This is a genomic window from Natronospirillum operosum (assembly GCF_004768465.1).
In the GTDB taxonomy this organism is placed as follows: domain Bacteria; phylum Pseudomonadota; class Gammaproteobacteria; order Pseudomonadales; family Natronospirillaceae; genus Natronospirillum; species Natronospirillum operosum.
The window spans coordinates 107,489-122,768 of record NZ_SRMF01000008.1 but is presented as its reverse complement, the minus strand read 5'-3'; the positions used below and the strand labels follow the sequence as shown (position 1 = coordinate 122,768).

The 15,280-nt window shown below is 63.0% G+C and carries 12 protein-coding genes; 2 read left to right on the top strand and 10 right to left on the bottom strand.

What is annotated here, in order from left to right:
• Positions 1 to 11 precede the first annotated feature (11 nt).
• The gene (locus E4656_RS16110) at positions 12 to 1,607 is read right to left on the bottom strand and encodes a RimK family protein (protein ID WP_135484336.1); all 1,596 of its coding nucleotides are present in this window, start codon (positions 1,605 to 1,607) and stop codon (positions 12 to 14) included.
• A gap of 54 nt (positions 1,608 to 1,661) precedes the next feature.
• On the opposite strand from E4656_RS16110, the gene E4656_RS16105 reads away from it, so the two are divergent.
• Positions 1,662 to 2,807 carry a GNAT family N-acetyltransferase/peptidase C39 family protein gene (locus tag E4656_RS16105; protein ID WP_135484335.1) on the top strand — a complete coding sequence of 382 codons (1,146 nt, stop codon included), beginning with the start codon at positions 1,662 to 1,664 and terminating at the stop codon, positions 2,805 to 2,807.
• Positions 2,808 to 2,814: 7 nt separating this feature from the next.
• On the opposite strand, the gene E4656_RS16100 is transcribed toward E4656_RS16105, so the two are convergent.
• The 5 genes from E4656_RS16100 to E4656_RS16080 are packed head-to-tail and all read right to left on the bottom strand — an operon-like array spanning position 2,815 to position 7,728.
• A complete protein-coding gene (locus E4656_RS16100) occupies positions 2,815 to 3,069 on the bottom strand; it encodes a hypothetical protein (protein WP_135484334.1) in 255 nt (84 codons plus the stop codon).
• A gap of 2 nt (positions 3,070 to 3,071) precedes the next feature.
• Positions 3,072 to 3,791 (bottom strand): ribonuclease PH, encoded by a 720-nt coding sequence (gene rph, locus E4656_RS16095; RefSeq protein WP_135484333.1) that lies wholly within the window; start codon positions 3,789 to 3,791, stop codon positions 3,072 to 3,074.
• A 9-nt stretch (positions 3,792 to 3,800) separates the two neighbouring features.
• A complete protein-coding gene (gene ppnN, locus E4656_RS16090) occupies positions 3,801 to 5,174 on the bottom strand; it encodes a nucleotide 5'-monophosphate nucleosidase PpnN (RefSeq protein WP_135484332.1) in 1,374 nt (457 codons plus the stop codon).
• Positions 5,175 to 5,227: 53 nt separating this feature from the next.
• Complete coding sequence (locus E4656_RS16085) at positions 5,228 to 6,778, bottom strand: sensor domain-containing diguanylate cyclase (RefSeq protein ID WP_135484331.1); 1,551 nt, start codon at positions 6,776 to 6,778, stop codon at positions 5,228 to 5,230.
• A 26-nt stretch (positions 6,779 to 6,804) separates the two neighbouring features.
• The gene (locus tag E4656_RS16080) at positions 6,805 to 7,728 is read right to left on the bottom strand and encodes a phosphotransferase (RefSeq protein WP_135484330.1); all 924 of its coding nucleotides are present in this window, start codon (positions 7,726 to 7,728) and stop codon (positions 6,805 to 6,807) included.
• A 73-nt stretch (positions 7,729 to 7,801) separates the two neighbouring features.
• On the opposite strand from E4656_RS16080, the gene polA reads away from it, so the two are divergent.
• Entirely contained in the window at positions 7,802 to 10,594 is a 2,793-nt protein-coding gene (gene polA, locus E4656_RS16075) for a DNA polymerase I (protein ID WP_135484329.1), read from the top strand.
• 28 nt (positions 10,595 to 10,622) lie between these two features.
• Here the strand turns inward: polA and E4656_RS16070 are convergent, their stop codons facing one another.
• The 4 genes from E4656_RS16070 to E4656_RS16055 all read right to left on the bottom strand — a co-directional run bounded on the left by E4656_RS16070 (position 10,623) and on the right by E4656_RS16055 (position 15,065).
• Entirely contained in the window at positions 10,623 to 12,020 is a 1,398-nt protein-coding gene (locus E4656_RS16070) for an aminoacyl-tRNA deacylase and HDOD domain-containing protein (protein ID WP_135484328.1), read from the bottom strand.
• Positions 12,021 to 12,145: 125 nt separating this feature from the next.
• Positions 12,146 to 14,230: an ATP-dependent DNA helicase RecG gene (gene recG / locus E4656_RS16065; protein WP_135484327.1), complete on the bottom strand. Its 2,085-nt coding sequence runs from the start codon at positions 14,228 to 14,230 to the stop codon at positions 12,146 to 12,148.
• Positions 14,230 to 14,679: a hypothetical protein gene (locus tag E4656_RS16060; protein WP_135484326.1), complete on the bottom strand. Its 450-nt coding sequence runs from the start codon at positions 14,677 to 14,679 to the stop codon at positions 14,230 to 14,232. The genes recG and E4656_RS16060 overlap by 1 nt, the downstream gene beginning before the upstream one ends.
• Positions 14,679 to 15,065, bottom strand: coding sequence for a RidA family protein (locus E4656_RS16055; RefSeq protein ID WP_135484325.1), 387 nt, complete (start codon positions 15,063 to 15,065; stop codon positions 14,679 to 14,681). Before E4656_RS16055 ends, E4656_RS16060 begins: the two co-directional genes overlap by 1 nt.
• Positions 15,066 to 15,280: the final 215 nt, after the last annotated feature.

The following is a 15,280-nucleotide window of genomic DNA, read 5'->3' as shown; positions in this document are numbered from 1 at the left end:
GCCGATTGTGTCTATTTACGGCCCCGAAGCTCCATGCGCCGCAGGAAATCCTCCATGATGAGCTGGTAGAGTTCGTCGCCCAGAAACTCGTCTTCCACACCGGCGTCGATGTTCGGGTTGTCATTGACTTCGATCACCACGGCTCGCTTGCCCTGCTGCTTGACGTCGACCCCGTACAGACTCTGGCCGATCAGACCGGCCGCCCTGACCGCAGCCTGCACCACGGCCTTGGGTGCTTCATGTACCGGCATGGTGCGGAAATCGCCCGAATCGACCTGGCCGCCCGCCCCATGCTGGTAAATCTGCCAGTGGCCCCGGGACATGAAGTACTGACAGGCAAACAGGGGTTTGCCGGCCAGCACGCCGATGCGCCAGTCATAATCGGTGTACATGAATTCCTGCGCCAGCAGCAGGGCGGAGCGCTTGAACAGGGCAGCGGCTTCCCGTTCCAGGCTGGCGGCATCCTGTACCTTGACCACCCCACGCGAAAAGCTGCCATCGGGTATTTTCAGTACCAACGGAAAGCCCAGGGCTGCGCCGGCCGCCGCCAGATCCTCGCGGTTGTCACGACTCAGTATTCGCGTTTCCGGAGTCGGTACCCGATTCTTCTGCAGCAGATCGGCCAGATACACCTTGTTGGTACAGCGCAGTATCGACTCGGCATCGTCGATCACCACCAGGCCCTCGGACTCGGCCCGCTTGGCAAAGCGATAGGTGTGGTTGTCGATACCCGTGGTTTCCCGAATGAACAAGCCGTCAAACTCGGCCAGGCGGCCGTAGTCGCCCTTGTGGATTATTTCCACATCCAGCCCGACCTTCCGCCCCGCCTTCACGAACCGCTTCAGAGCACGCTCGTCGGACGGTGGCATCTGCTCGTCCGGGTTGACCAGCATGGCCAGTTCAAAACGGGCCGAGCGCCGGGACTTCGGCTGGCGCCAGATCTGGCGACTGAAATGATCCAGCGCACGCGCAAACTCGTCTTCCTCCTGATCCGTCAGTCGGTGCAGACGCCCCGCCCGCAGGCTGCTGATGGTCCAGGGAGTCGGTCGGTCTCTGGGCCCCGAGGTGGAGAAGGTCACGCGCAGTATGGGGCAGGGGAACTGCTCGAACAGCTGGCGGGCCAGCGACACCAGAGGTGGTGTCGGGCCGGTCCCCGAAGCGGCCACCGGGCCCGGCTCCGCACCGGACTCTGCAGACTCGGCAGCGGCCGCCATGGGGGAGGCACCGGCAAACCCCGGCCCCGGGAAGGTACCGAAATGGAAAACCACCTCCACCTCACGCTGCCCGTCCGCAGTGCTCTGTGCTTCCAGCTTCTTCAGGGTGGGCGCCAGTTCCTCGATGCGAGGACCATAGATGGCCTTGCGCCCCAGGTCATTCAGCGTGCGCACTGAAGGCATGACCCGGTGGCCGCGAGCTTCCGCCAGCAGCGAACAGTAATAGCCGTTGGACAGGTACTTGTAGTCCCGACACAGGTTGAGCACGCGCGTGCCCCGCGGCAGAGGACCCCGCGCTTCAGTCAGGTATTCCTGAAAGGTCAGTACATTGTCGGTAGGATAGAAAGACTTCCAGTCTTGGCGTCGTTCAACGACAATCAGCAGATCAGCCATGGTCTTCTCCCGGGACCGTCATTCAAAGGGCGCCCCAGATGGGGTTGGAGTTTCATGATAGCGCACTTGCCATCCCAGGCTGCACATGTTGATGCTCCGACTGAGCTGCGCGCGGCAACGCGAGATGATGTCAGCGCGCTGGAGCAGCTGGAAGCACGCTGTTTCGACAGCGACCGCCTCAGCCGACGCAGCTTCCGCCGCCTGATCGACAGTGAAACCGCCTCCCTGCTGGTGGCCATGACCGAGGGCCGGCTGGCCGGCTATGTCTGTGTGCTGTACCGCCGCGGTACGGCCCTGAGCCGCATCTATTCCATTGCGGTGGACCCGGACTTTCAGGGTCGCGGCATTGCCCATGCACTGATGGCCCGCAGCGAAGCGGATGCGCTGGCTCATGGCTGTACCCACACCCGGCTGGAAGTCAGGCCGGACAATGCGGTGGCCATACGGTTCTACAAGGGCCTGGGCTACCGGCAGTTTGCCGCCGTGGACGACTACTACGCCGACCATTCACCGGCGCTGCGCCTGGAGAAACGAATTCGCCATCCGCGCCAGGAGACCCGGCGCTCGATTCCCTTCTATGCCCAGACCACGGACTTCACCTGCGGCCCGGCCAGCCTGCTGATGGCCATGGCAGCTCTGGACTCCGAGCGCGCCCTGGAACGCACCGAGGAACTGCGCCTGTGGCGTGAGGCCACCACCATCTTCATGACATCCGGGCATGGGGGCTGTGGGCCGCACGGCCTGGCCCTGGCTGCCCACAACCGGGGCTTTGGCGTGACGCTGGTGGTCAATCAGGCCGGGCCACTGTTTCTGGACAGCGTGCGCGACCCGGACAAGAAGGCCGTGATGACCCTGGTGCATGAGGATTTCGAGCGCCAGCTGGCGACCACCCCGGTGCAGGTACAGACGGGGGCTCTCGGTGCGGCTGATCTGGCCGGCCATCTGGAAGCCGGGCGTATCCCGCTGGTGCTGATCAGCAGCTGGCGCATGAACGGCAACAAGGCCCCCCACTGGGTAACCGTGGTAGCGGCCGACGCCCACTGCCTCTATGTGCATGATCCGGATGTGGGCGACGAGCTGGAAGCCTCAGCAACCGACAACGCCTGGCTGCCCATCCCCCGGGCCCAGTTCGAACGCATGGCCCGCTTCGGCCGTCAGGGCCTGCGCGCCAGCCTGATTATCGGCCCCGCAGCCATCTGAGGCGGGCTCAGCCGATATCCTCGGCCGACACCACGCCCTTGCCGGAAAACATGCGGATCAGCGTCCATACGGAAATCGCGCCCAGTATCAGGCCGCCGAGCAGCAATACCCAGAGGTAACCGTCAAACTGCAGGTTGGGATGGACCAGCGGGATCTCCGGCCGCAACAGGTCATGCAGCCCCACCAGCAGGCAGAGCACGGCCACCACATCCAGCACAATCAGGAAGGGGCGGATATGTACGCGTGAAGAATAGTCCGTCATGGTCAGGCCTCCGTGAGTGCTGCCTGCTGTGCGGCGACCAGATCGACTATGCCCTCGCGAGCCAGCGCCAGCAGGCGGTTCAGATCTTCCCCGGCAAGTGGTTCGCCCTCGGCCGTACCCTGGACCTCGACAAAGCCTTCACTGTCGGTCATGACCACGTTCAGGTCGGTATCGGCCTGGCTGTCTTCAATATAGTCCAGGTCCAGCACCGGTTCACCCTTGTAGAGCCCCACTGATACGGCCGCCACCATGTGGCGCAGCGGGTCGGTCAGCAGCTTCTTGTCGCGCTGCAGCGATCGCAGACCATCCACCAGCGCCACGCAAGCCCCGGTAATGGCCGCCGTGCGTGTGCCGCCATCAGCCTGCAGCACATCACAGTCCAGCGTAACGGTGTATTCGCCCAGCGCCTGCAGGTCTACCGCATTGCGCAAGGCCCGCCCGATCAGGCGTCCGATCTCGACGGTGCGACCACTCTGTTTGCCGCGCGCGGCCTCGCGATTGTTACGGGTATTGGTGGCGCGCGGCAGCATGCCATATTCGGCCGTGACCCACCCCCGCCCCTGGCCCCGCATGAAGGGCGGCACACCCTCGGTAACCGAGGCGGTACACAGTACCCGCGTATCACCGAAGCTGATCAGCACTGACCCCTCGGCATGCTTGGTAAAGTGGCGTTCAATGGTAATGGGGCGCAACTCATTGGAGGCGCGGCCACTGGGTCTCATAGACTCTCCTCAGGAAACCAGTCGATAGCAGGGCACATAGTCGCCGGTACCCGGCAACTTCATGCGGTGCTGTTGTACAAATGCCTGCAGCAGCTCGTCCAGCGGCTGCATGATGTTGGGGTCACCCTGAATCTCGTAGGGCCCTTCACGCTCGATCAGGCGGATGCCCTGATCCTTGACGTTGCCTGCGACGATACCGGAAAAGGCACGGCGCAGATTGGCCGCCAGTTCATGCACCGGCAGGCCGTGGTGAATCTCCAGCGCCGCCATATTGGCGTGCGTGGGCTCGAAGGGCTGCTGGAAGCTGTGATCGATCTTCAGCAGCCAGTTGAAATAGTAGGCATCGTTGCGCTGCTGGCGATAGCGCGTCACCTCATCGATACCCAGTTTCATCTCGCGCGCCACCATGGCCGGGTCATCAATGATGATGCGGTACCGCTGCTGGGCCTCAAAGCCCAGGGTGGCACCGATGAATTCGTGCAGCTGCTGGAAATAGGGCTCCGCACTGGCCGGGCCGGACAATATCAGCGGGAAGGGCAGTTCACGATTCTCCGGATGCATCAGGATGCCCAGTACATACAGCAGCTCTTCGGCCGTACCGGCGCCCCCGGGGAAGATGATGATACCGTGGCCGACGCGCACAAAGGCTTCCAGCCGCTTTTCGATATCGGGCAGGATGACCAGCTCGTTGACGATCGGGTTCGGCGCCTCGGCGGCGATAATGCCGGGCTCGGTCAGGCCCAGGTAGCGGCCATCGCGGATACGCTGCTTGGCATGCGAGATGGTTGAGCCCTTCATCGGCCCCTTCATGGCACCCGGGCCACAGCCGGTGCAGATGTCCAGGCCACGCAGGCCCAGCTCGTGGCCTACCGTCTTGGTATATTTGTATTCTTCCTTGTTGATCGAGTGCCCGCCCCAGCACACCGCCATGCGCGGTTCACGACCGGAGCGCAGCGTGCCGGCATTGCGCAGCAGGTGGAAGACATAGTCGGTAATGCCTTCCGGGGTCTCGAAATCAACACGCTTGTGTTCCAGCTCGCTCTGGGTATAGATGATGTCGCGCAGGGCGCTGAAGATCATCTCGCGCGTACTGGCAATCATCTCGTTGTCGACGAAGGCGTCAGCCGGTGCATTCAGCACTTCCAGACGGATGCCCCGGTCCTGCTGGTGAATACGGACATCAAAGTCCGGGTAGGCTTCCAGAATAGTCTTGGCGTTGTCGGAGTCCGAGCCGGTATTGAGGATCGCCAGCGCGCACTGTCGAAAAAGCTTGTAGGTGGCGCCTGATCCGGTCGCTCTGAGTTGCTGTACTTCCCGCTGTGACAGCGTTTCCAGACTGCCTTTGGGGGTAATTGACGCGTTGACCGTAACCCGGTCTGACATACGCGATTTCTCCTGCTGATGACGTGTTGAAGGGGACACCGAGCCGGTGCCGATCAATCGGCGCGCTCGACCCGATTGCGGCCGTTGTCCTTGGCGCGATACATGGCCTGATCGGCCCGGTCAAACACGGCGTCTGCGGTATCCCCGTCACTGAATTCGGCACAACCGATGGACACCGTAATGGGCACCGGCTTGCCCCGAAAATGGAAGGGCGCCTCTTCAACCAGCCGGCGCAGCTTTTCCATTGCAGCCATGGCATCGTTGAGTCCGGTCTCCGGCAGCAGGATAACAAATTCCTCGCCCCCATGCCGGGAAATGAAATCATTCTCGCGCAGCAACTGCTTGAGCTGACGTGCCAGAATTTTCAGCACCTTGTCCCCGGCGGCATGCCCCAGTTCATCGTTGACGGTCTTGAAATAGTCAACGTCCAGCACACAGAGTGAGAGTGGCGTGCCGTAGCGCTGATAACGGGCATATTCCTCATCCAGCCGCTGCATGTAGGCGCTGCGATTGGGCAGCCCGGTCAGCAGGTCGGTCATGGCCTGCTGGCGGGTACGCTCGAAGTCTTCACGGATGCGCTGGTTCTGCTCTTCCAGTTCGGTGATCACATTGACCAGCTCGGCCATCATGGTTGCCATACTGCGTTCTTTCTCTGCACTGTCGCGCAGAAACTGGTCGATACTGCCCACAATGTCGTCCAGCTCCGACTGAATGCCGTTCTTGAGCTCGGACAGGCTGGTGGCCTTGCTGACTTCATGGCGAATGGTGTCGACATGGCCCTGAATGCGCTTGTCCAGGCGGGCCCCGTCCTGCCTGAACTCGCGGCGTACCTGTTGTGCCTTCTGTACCGAGGCCCGGATAAAGCTGAGGCGCTGGTTCAGGTCTTCCAGATACTGTTCCAACGCCTGTTGCTCATCATTGAGCACGGAGACGATCAGTTCGATCAGGCTGTTGAGGCCAGCCAGCAGTTCCGGCCAGTCTATGCCCCGGTTGAGTTCGTGTACTATGGACTGCAGCGCATCCTGCTTGTCCGGCGGCACCTGAATACGATTGGCCAGGCCGGTGACCGCGTCAAACACCTCGGCGGTCATCGCCTTGATATCAGTTGGCTCTTCCGTCGGCGCGGACACTTCCATCGGTGCGGTCGCTGCCAGGCTGTCTGCCGCATCACCCAGGCGAATCTCTGCTTCCTGCAGGCCTTCAAAACGCTGAAAAACCCGGCTTTGCAGGGCACCAAACTCCTGCAGGTAACGAATGATCTCCGGCAGGTCGGTGACTCTTCGGTCCAGCGCAGTGTCCAGACGACCGGCCTCTTCACTGTGCGGGCCGCCGTGAGCCCGCAGCGGGGCATTCATGGCGCGCAGCACATCGGCCAGCGCATCGCGACTCTGCTGTACCTCCTGCTCCCAGTCTTCGTGCGCCTGCTCGGAGCGGTCTATCACATCTTCGACCACGTCATCCGTCAGCTCGGGCTGACGCAGGACCTGGCGCAATTCATCCATCAGCTTGTTCAGCCGCTCCGACTGGTCAGACACCAGGAGGCTCAGCCGCACCATACCGCGCCGGAACGCCTTGACGCGATCCGCTGTTTCCTGGTCTCCCATCCGGTCATCCTTTCGCTAGGTTGTTGTTAGGCCTTCTGTTCCAATTCTAGCAGCAAATCCCGATACTCGGCGGGCGGCTTGATGGTAACTGCATGATCGGCGGCAAGGGCCTGGTGGCTGGCCTCGGCATCAAGACGGGACAACCAGAATCGCAGGGCGGCACTGCAGCGCATGATGGGCAAGGCGGCCGCTTCATCGGCGCGCAGACGCTGCCCCGCCGCATAACCCTGCAGCATGGCTGCCGGCGCCGGTTCCGCGAGCCCGGCGCTGCCGCAGAAGGCATTCAGTGCAATGGCCAGATCCCAGAGACGCGGGCCACGGCTGGCAAAGTACCAGTCGATCACGGCGGTAATCCTGCCGTCCACCGACAGCACATTGTCCGGAAAGAGGTCGGCATGCACCCAGGCCTCCGGCCAGCGGCGGGCCCAGACCGGCTGTACCCTGGCCAGGGTACGCGCCAGCAACTGGCTGTCGGCGGCCGGCAACTGGTGCTGCCAGTAATCCGCCCGGGCCTGCTGCCAGTCAGGACCGAAATTCAGTGGCAGCGGCTCCAGCGCCGGGTGCTGTTGATGCAGGTCGGCCAGAAAGCGCCCGACCGCCGCACAGATCGGCGCTGTGGGCGCCGGGTGATCTCCGGGCAGCGCCTGCACCAGCGTCGCCGGTCTGTCCTGCAGCCGGTCTACCAGTTCGCCATTGGCACCGGCCCGCACGGCAGGCACCGGCAGGCCTGCCTGCGACAGCGCCTGCATCAGGGCCATGATGGGGCGCACCGCCGACGCCGGTCTGTCCTCGACCAGAGTCAGAATCCAGTCGCCGCTGGCTGTGGTCAGCCAGTAATTGGTATTGACGGTACCGCCACTGATGCCCCGGTGTTCATGGAGGTCATGAATGCCGTGCGCAGCCAGCCAGGGCAGAAGTTGGTCCCGGCTGACCGGGGTGAATACGGACATGCGCTGCACTTCGCGTTACACTTCGGCGCACAGTGTAAATGAATTTTCCACCAATCCCAGCATCGAGAGCGTCATGAGTGATTCACAATCTGCCCCGGCTCCGGTCGTACTGATCGACGGCTCGTCCTATCTGTTCCGGGCCTTCCATGCCATGCCCCCGCTGACCAACCAGTCCGGGCACCCCACGGGCGCCATCAAGGGCGTCATCAACATGGTCCGCGCCATGCTGGACCAGTATCCGGACAGCCCGGTGGCAGTGGTGTTCGATGCCAAGGGCCCCACCTTCCGCAACGAGCTGTATGCAGAGTACAAGGCCAACAGGCCCCCCATGCCGGATGAACTGCGCCCGCAGATCGAGCCCATTCATGAGATTATCATCGCCATGGGGCTGCCGCTGCTGTGCATAGAGGGCGTCGAGGCTGACGATGTCATCGGCACCCTCGCCCGGGAGGCCACCGAATCTGGGCGCGGCTGCGTGATCTCCACCGGCGACAAGGACATGGCCCAGTTGGTCACCCCGCATGTCAGTCTGATCAACACCATGAGCAATGAAGCGCTGGATGTCGACGGCGTGACCGAGAAGTACGGCTTCGGCCCCGAGCTGATGATCGACTACCTGGCCCTGATGGGCGACAAGTCGGACAACATACCCGGTGTGCCCGGTGTGGGCGAGAAAACAGCCAAGGCCCTGCTGTCCGGCATCGGCGGCATAGATGAGCTGTACCGGAATCTGGACCGCATTCCCGAACTCGACTTCCGCGGCGCCAAGACCATGCCGAAGAAGCTGCAGGAGCATGAAGAACTGGCCCGGCTGTCCTACGAACTGGCCACCATCAAGTGTGATGTCGAACTGGACGTGCGGCTGGCCGACCTGCGCCGGGACGAACCGGATGAACCCCGCCTGGCCGGCCTGTATCGCAAGTTCGAGTTCAGCGGCTGGCTGAAGGCGCTGACGGAAAAGGGTGTGGAGGTCCCCGAGGAGGCCGCAGCGGACGCCGACCGCAGCGCCAGTAGTGCCCCGCAGGAAGATGCCGTTCCCGACCAGCTCGACTATCAGACCCTGAGCACCCCCGCCGCCTGGTATGACTGGCTGCAGGCCCAAAGCGCCGCACCTCACCTGGCACTGTGGCCGGTGCTGGAAAAGAGCCACTATCGATCGTTCAAATGGCTCGGACTGGCTGTCAGTACCGGCTCGGGGCAGGCTGTCTATGTGGATTTCCGCGCCGAGGACTGGCCGCAGGATGCCCTGCAGCCACTGCTGCCCCTGTTCAACCAGCACAGCTACCACAAGGTCACGCATGACCTGAAACGGCTGCTGCATGCGCTCTATCCGGTCTGTCCCGAACCGTCGCATCTGCAGGATGATGTGATGATCATGGGTTTTGTACGCGATGCCACCGTGCACCGTGATCCGGAGCTGGACCGCCATTTCGATACCCTGAGTCTGGACAACCTGGTCCGGGTCTGGCTGCACGAGCAACCGCGCACCATTGTCGATATTGCCGGCAAGTTCGGCACCCGCCAGACCGCACTGCCGGACCTTGATCCGGCCACTCTGGCCACCTTCGCCTGTGAGCGCGCCGACTATGTGGGCCGGCTGTACCGGCGCCTGGCCAGTGATCTGCAACAGCAGTACCCTGACCAGTGGCGGGTCTATGAACATATCGAAACGCCGCTGGTCCCCGTATTGCAGCAGGTCGAATGGACCGGCACCCGGGTCGATGCGGATTTTCTGGCCGAACTGAGTGCCGGCTTCCGCAGCCAGCTCGAGACGCTGGAGCAGCAGGCCCATGCTGCCGCCGACAAGGCATTCAATCTGGATTCACCGAAACAGCTGGGTGAGGTGCTGTTTACCGACCTGGGTCTGCCGGTGGTGGCCAAGACCCCCTCGGGCCAGCCCAGTACCAACGAAGAGGTGCTGACGGAGCTGTCGCATCAGTATGAACTGCCGGCCCTGGTACTGCGCTATCGCCATCTGCGCAAGCTGCTCAACACCTATACCGAGCCGCTGCCGGACCTGATCAACCCGGACACCGGGCGGGTGCACACCAGCTATCACCAGACCGGCGCCCAGACCGGCCGGCTGTCTTCCAGCGAGCCCAACCTGCAGAACATTCCCATCCGCTCGGAAGAGGGCCGCGCCATCCGCAAGGCCTTTGTGGCCGCGCCCGGCTATCGCATTCTGGCGGCGGATTACTCGCAGATCGAACTGCGCATCATGACCCACCTGTCGGAAGACGCCAATCTGATCCGTGCCTTCCGCGACGGCAAGGATATTCACCGCGCCACGGCGGCGGAGATCATGGGCTTGCCGGAAGATCAGGTCACCGGCGAACAGCGCCGTGCGGCCAAGGCCGTCAACTTCGGGCTGATCTACGGCATGTCGGCCTTCGGCCTGGCACGCAATCTGGGTATTCCGCGCGGCGAGGCCCAGACCTATGTCGATACCTATTTCCAGCGCTACCCGGGGGTGCGGGCCTACATGGACCGCACACGGGCCCAGGCCGCCGAGGATGGCTATGTAGAGACGGTATTCGGACGCCGGCTGTATCTGCCCGATATTCGCTCGAGCCGCCAGCAGCAGCGGCGTGCGGCCGAGCGCACGGCGATCAACGCGCCCATGCAGGGCACGGCCGCCGACATCATCAAGCAGGCCATGGTGGATGTGCAGGTCTGGCTGACCCGCAGCCAGCTCGATGCACGCATGGTCATGCAGGTGCACGATGAGCTGGTATTCGAGGTGGCGGAGCAGGATCTGGAGGCCGTGCGCACCGGCGTGGTGTTTCGCATGCAGCACGCGGCATCGCTGTCAGTGCCGCTGGTGGTCGATGTGGGGGTTGGCAAGGACTGGGGCGAAGCGCACTGAGTGTGTCGGGAAGCTGGCTGCGGTGCGCTCAGCTTTCCATGCCGCGGGCCAGTGCATCCAGTGAGTCCTGGCCGTCCTGTACCTTGGTCAGGGCGGCTCTGGCGGCGACCGGAGTCAACTGCAGATTGGCGAACAGCGCCGGCTCCAGCGGGACCCGGGGCCCGGCAACCAGGCCGGCGCGCCGCAACAGCCGCGTGGACAGACAAACCAGATTGGCATAGTCCGAGTGCAGGCCATAATAGTCGGTATGCGACGCATGCCGAATGCCCAGGCAGACCTCACCGGGCAGACTCCAGCTGTTGAGCAGGCTGGCCGCAATCTGGTCGCGGTTGATGCCCAGCACATGATCTTCCACCACCCGCGGGTCCAGATGCGGGTTGGCTTCCCAGAGCCGACAGCAGGTGGAAAAGTGCGGCTTGAACACATGCGCCAGCACCAGATAACCGAAGTTACTCAGCAGGCCGGTCAGGTAGGCCAGGCCGAAGCTGGGCCGAGCTTCTCGCGGCATGGCGGAGTGCAGTTCGGCCACCACGGCGGCCGTATAGACGGCTTCCTGCCAGTAGGGGGCGAACCCCTGCGGCTCATCTTCCGGCATCTGCAGTGTCTTGCCGAGCGCCAGGCCCAGCGACAGGTTCATGACCAGGTCATAGCCCAATACCCGCACTATGGCATCCTGCACCGATTTCACACTGCCCGGGGCCGCATAGTAGGACGAAGAGGCCCAACTGATAACCTGCGCCGCCAGGCTCGGGTCCCTCTCGACCAGCGCCGACAGCTTGCTGATATCGGCACTGGGATCGACCCGCAGACGAATGATTTCCTGTGCTGTAGCGGGCAGGGGCGGTATTTCGAGGGTTTCTTCCAGACGCTGGCGAATGCGCTTGGCGGTAAAACGACCGACCGACTGCTCGATGGCATCCCGATCCATTTCAAACAGGCTGAGCTCATAGTCCAGTTCTATCTCCGGTACCGCCACCGTGACATCGACCTGACGGGTTGCGGCATCCGCCACCAGCGCGCTTGCCGGCAGCTGCAGCAACTGGCCACGCAGACCACTCTGGATACAGACTTCCCCGGTGGTGGGCAGGTGCTGGTCAGCCAGCGCCTCTACCCCACACAATCCATCCAGGGCAGGCAGCTCCTGCAGGCCATGCTTGCGCAGCAGTTGCTGCCGCTCCGCCAGCGGCGCCGCTGCCAGCTGACGACCGGTCTGCTGGCGCAGGGCCGCCAGATCCAGCATGCGGTCAGCTGGCAGCAGCAGTGCCACCTTGCCCAGGCTGTCGGCCAGCAATACGCACTCCACCACAGGATGCCTGGCATCCTTGCGTGTGATCAGTCTTGTCTCAACTCCCTGACGAGAAAGATACTGGCGAACAGCGATGGGAGTCGGGTCGTTGGGCTTCATGTCTTCGGCGGTATTGTCCATCGGCGCAATCCATTATGAGTCCTGCCGCGAGAGATCCGAGCGATTGTAATTGTGATCCTGGCGACTGTATCTAGTTCTGCTAATGGAGAGTGTAGAGGTTAAAAACGTCGCTGTCCCCCATCAAGTCACACTTTTCCGTAATTGAGGCCTTCCGGGTGCCAACGCGCCAGCAGAGCCGTCGCCATGTCCGGATATTCTCTTTCCAGCGTCTCGGACAGCTGCTTGACCGCCGGCAGCCAATGCTGGTCTCGCTGCAGGTTGGCAATACGAAAACCGGCCTCGCCGGTCTGGCGGGTGCCGAGCACCTCGCCGGGTCCGCGCAGCAGCAGGTCCTGCTCGGCAATCTGAAAGCCGTCACTGGTACTGCGCATGGTGTTCAGCCGGGCCTTGCCGCCCTGTGACAGTGGCGGGCGATACAGCAGCACACAGTAGCTGTCGGCCGCGCCCCGGCCCACCCGGCCGCGCAACTGATGCAGCTGGGACAGCCCCAGCCGTTCGGCATTCTCGATGATCATGACCGAGGCATTGGGCACATCAACGCCGACCTCGATCACGGTGGTGGCCACCAGCACCTGCGTCTCGCCGGCCTTGAATGCCGACATGACCGCCGATTTTTCGCTGTTCTTCATGCGCCCGTGTACCAGCGCCACGCGGAAGGGCTGCAGGGCCTCGGTGAGCTGGGTGTAAAGTTCTTCTGCGGCCTGTGCCTGCAACTCGTCACTGTCTTCAATCAGCGTACAGACCCAGTACACCTGCCGGCGGTCGGTACAGGCATCACGCACCCGCTGTATGACCCGCTCGCGCTGGGCATCATTCATGACCGTGGTCACCACCGGCGTGCGGCCGGGGGGCAGTTCATCGATCACCGAGAAATCCAGATCGGCATACATGGACATGGCCAGGGTGCGCGGAATCGGCGTAGCCGTCATGATCAGCTGATGCGGCACCAGCCCCTGCTGGCGCCCCTTTTCCCGCAGCAGCAGGCGCTGGTCGACCCCAAACCTATGCTGCTCGTCCACCACCACCAGGCCCAGCCGCTGGTAGCGGACTTCCTCCTGAAACAGGGCATGGGTGCCGACAACACAGGCCGCCCCGGCGGCAATCCGCGCCAGCGCCTCGGTGCGCTGACGCCGGGTCTGACGACCCAGCAACAGCACCACCTCGATACCCAGTGATTGCAGCCAGGCGGTCAGGTTGCGTGCATGCTGTTCTGCCAGGATTTCGGTCGGCGCCATGAACACCGACTGCCAGCCGGCATCCACAGCACGCAGCATGGCCAGTACCGCCACCAGCGTCTTGCCGGCCCCGACATCCCCCTGCACCAGGCGCAGCATGGGTACCGGCCGCGCCAGATCGGCCTCGATCTCTTCCAGTACCCGGTCCTGGGCGGCGGTCAGCGCAAACGGCAGACTGGCGCGCAGTTGCTGCTGCAGCGTACCCCCCTGGCTGTGCAGTGGCGGTGCGGCCTCCGCACGCGCCTGGTGGCGCAACTGGCGCAGACCCAGATGCTGGGCCAGCAATTCCTCCACGGCCAGACGGGCGACGCAGGGATGATCACCGCTGATCAGGGTTTCAAGATCGGTCGCCGGTGGCGGATTGTGAATAAAGTCCAGCGCGGTGGGCAGGGCCGGCAACTGCCACTGCTCACGCAGAGACGCTGGCAGCAGATCAGGCAGTTCATCACTGGTGCGCATCCATGCCAGTGCCTGTTCCATCAACTGACGCAGCCGCTTCTGCGTCAGCCCTTCTGTCGTGGGATAGACCGGCGTCAGGGTACCGCTGGGCGCCGGCAGGGCGCCGTCGTCGTCTGCGGCGCTGTATTCGGGGTGGTAGAATTCCAGACCCGTAGCGCCACGCCGGGCTTCACCAAAGGCCTGAATGGCGGTGCCCGGCTGCAGCTGACGCTGCTGGGCGGCAGAGAAGTAGTAGAAGCGCAGCCCCACCTCGCCGCTGTCATCGCGCACCCGGACCAGCAGGGAACGCCGCCGTCCGTATTGCACACTGGTGTTGACCACCCGACCCCGGATCAATGCATGCTGACCCAGGCGCAACTGGCCCAGCGGATGAATTCGGGTGCGGTCTTCATAGCGCAGCGGCAGGTGGAACAGCAGATCCGGTATCTGCCGCAGGTGCAGACGCTCCAGCTTCTCGGCCAGTTGTGCCCCCACCCCCTTGAGACGGGTCAGCGCCGGATCGACCTCGGTGTCCATCAGAAGTTGAGCCTCAACTGCAGCTTGTAGTCGGCGCGCTCGGTACCGAAATAGCTGTTCTCGGCCAAGGCTTCAATATACAGCGGCCCCAGTACACGCAGATTGGCGCCGCCCTTGATCAGGGCCACATCGGGCGTCACCCGCGCCCAGAAGTCATCATCATCGAGAATGAAATTGGCGAAGCCGACCCCGAGCAGGGCATGCGCATAGTCACGAAACAGCGGCACCTGGTAGGTGCCGTAAAAGGCAACCTGCCGGGTATCGCGATTGGTGCCGTACTCTATTTCGTTGAACTGCAGGTCGCCGCCCAGGCCCAGCCCGAAATAGTGGCCGCCATCGGGCGTTGCATCATAGTAGCCGGTGTAGATCGAGGTCCGGGTCTGTTCTTCACCATGCGCCGGCAATGACAGCACCAGCAGGGACAGCACCATGGTGGCTGCAGAGCGCATCAGTCCTCGAGCACCATGACAGCATCCATTTCCACCTGGGCACCCTTGGGCAAAGCGGCCACGCCGATGGCCGCGCGCGCCGGATAGGGTTCATTGAAGAAACGCTGCATGCGTTCATTGACCAGGGCGAAATCGGCCAGGTCAGTCAGATAGATATTGAGCTTGACGATATGGGCCAGACTGCCTCCGGCCGCCGTGCAGACCGCTTCGAGATTGCGGAACACCTGCTCGATCTCGGCCGCCCGGTCACCGGTCACCAGGTCCATGGTGTCGGGTTGCAGGGGTATCTGCCCGGACAGATAGACCGTATTGCCGGCTCGAATGGCCTGGGAATAGGGACCAATGGCCGCCGGAGCCTGGTCGGTATGAATAACGGTACGTGACATGCGCTGGGCTCCTGAAATAGTCTGTGATCAGGCGCCGCCCGTGCGGCGACAGGGTTCAGAGGTTCCTTATTATGCCATGGTTCGTCAAATCATCACCCCTGCACGAGAGAACAGTTCGCTGTCCATTCTGTCAGGGTCGCAACGAGGTGATACTGGATCTGCGCCAAACGGCAGAGAGTCCGCTCTGTGAGCACTGCGGGCGGTGCTATCTGGTA

Coding starts and splice junctions, on each gene's coding strand:
- polA (WP_135484329.1), top strand. CDS start 7,802: ATGAGTGATTCACAATCTGCCCCGGCTCCGGTCGTACTGATCGACGGC.
- rph (WP_135484333.1), bottom strand. CDS start 3,791: ATGAGACCCAGTGGCCGCGCCTCCAATGAGTTGCGCCCCATTACCATT.
- E4656_RS16080 (WP_135484330.1), bottom strand. CDS start 7,728: ATGTCCGTATTCACCCCGGTCAGCCGGGACCAACTTCTGCCCTGGCTG.
- E4656_RS16070 (WP_135484328.1), bottom strand. CDS start 12,020: ATGGACAATACCGCCGAAGACATGAAGCCCAACGACCCGACTCCCATC.
- E4656_RS16055 (WP_135484325.1), bottom strand. CDS start 15,065: ATGTCACGTACCGTTATTCATACCGACCAGGCTCCGGCGGCCATTGGT.
- E4656_RS16085 (WP_135484331.1), bottom strand. CDS start 6,778: ATGGGAGACCAGGAAACAGCGGATCGCGTCAAGGCGTTCCGGCGCGGT.
- E4656_RS16060 (WP_135484326.1), bottom strand. CDS start 14,679: ATGCGCTCTGCAGCCACCATGGTGCTGTCCCTGCTGGTGCTGTCATTG.
- ppnN (WP_135484332.1), bottom strand. CDS start 5,174: ATGTCAGACCGGGTTACGGTCAACGCGTCAATTACCCCCAAAGGCAGT.
- E4656_RS16100 (WP_135484334.1), bottom strand. CDS start 3,069: ATGACGGACTATTCTTCACGCGTACATATCCGCCCCTTCCTGATTGTG.
- recG (WP_135484327.1), bottom strand. CDS start 14,230: ATGGACACCGAGGTCGATCCGGCGCTGACCCGTCTCAAGGGGGTGGGG.
- E4656_RS16105 (WP_135484335.1), top strand. CDS start 1,662: ATGATAGCGCACTTGCCATCCCAGGCTGCACATGTTGATGCTCCGACT.
- E4656_RS16110 (WP_135484336.1), bottom strand. CDS start 1,607: ATGGCTGATCTGCTGATTGTCGTTGAACGACGCCAAGACTGGAAGTCT.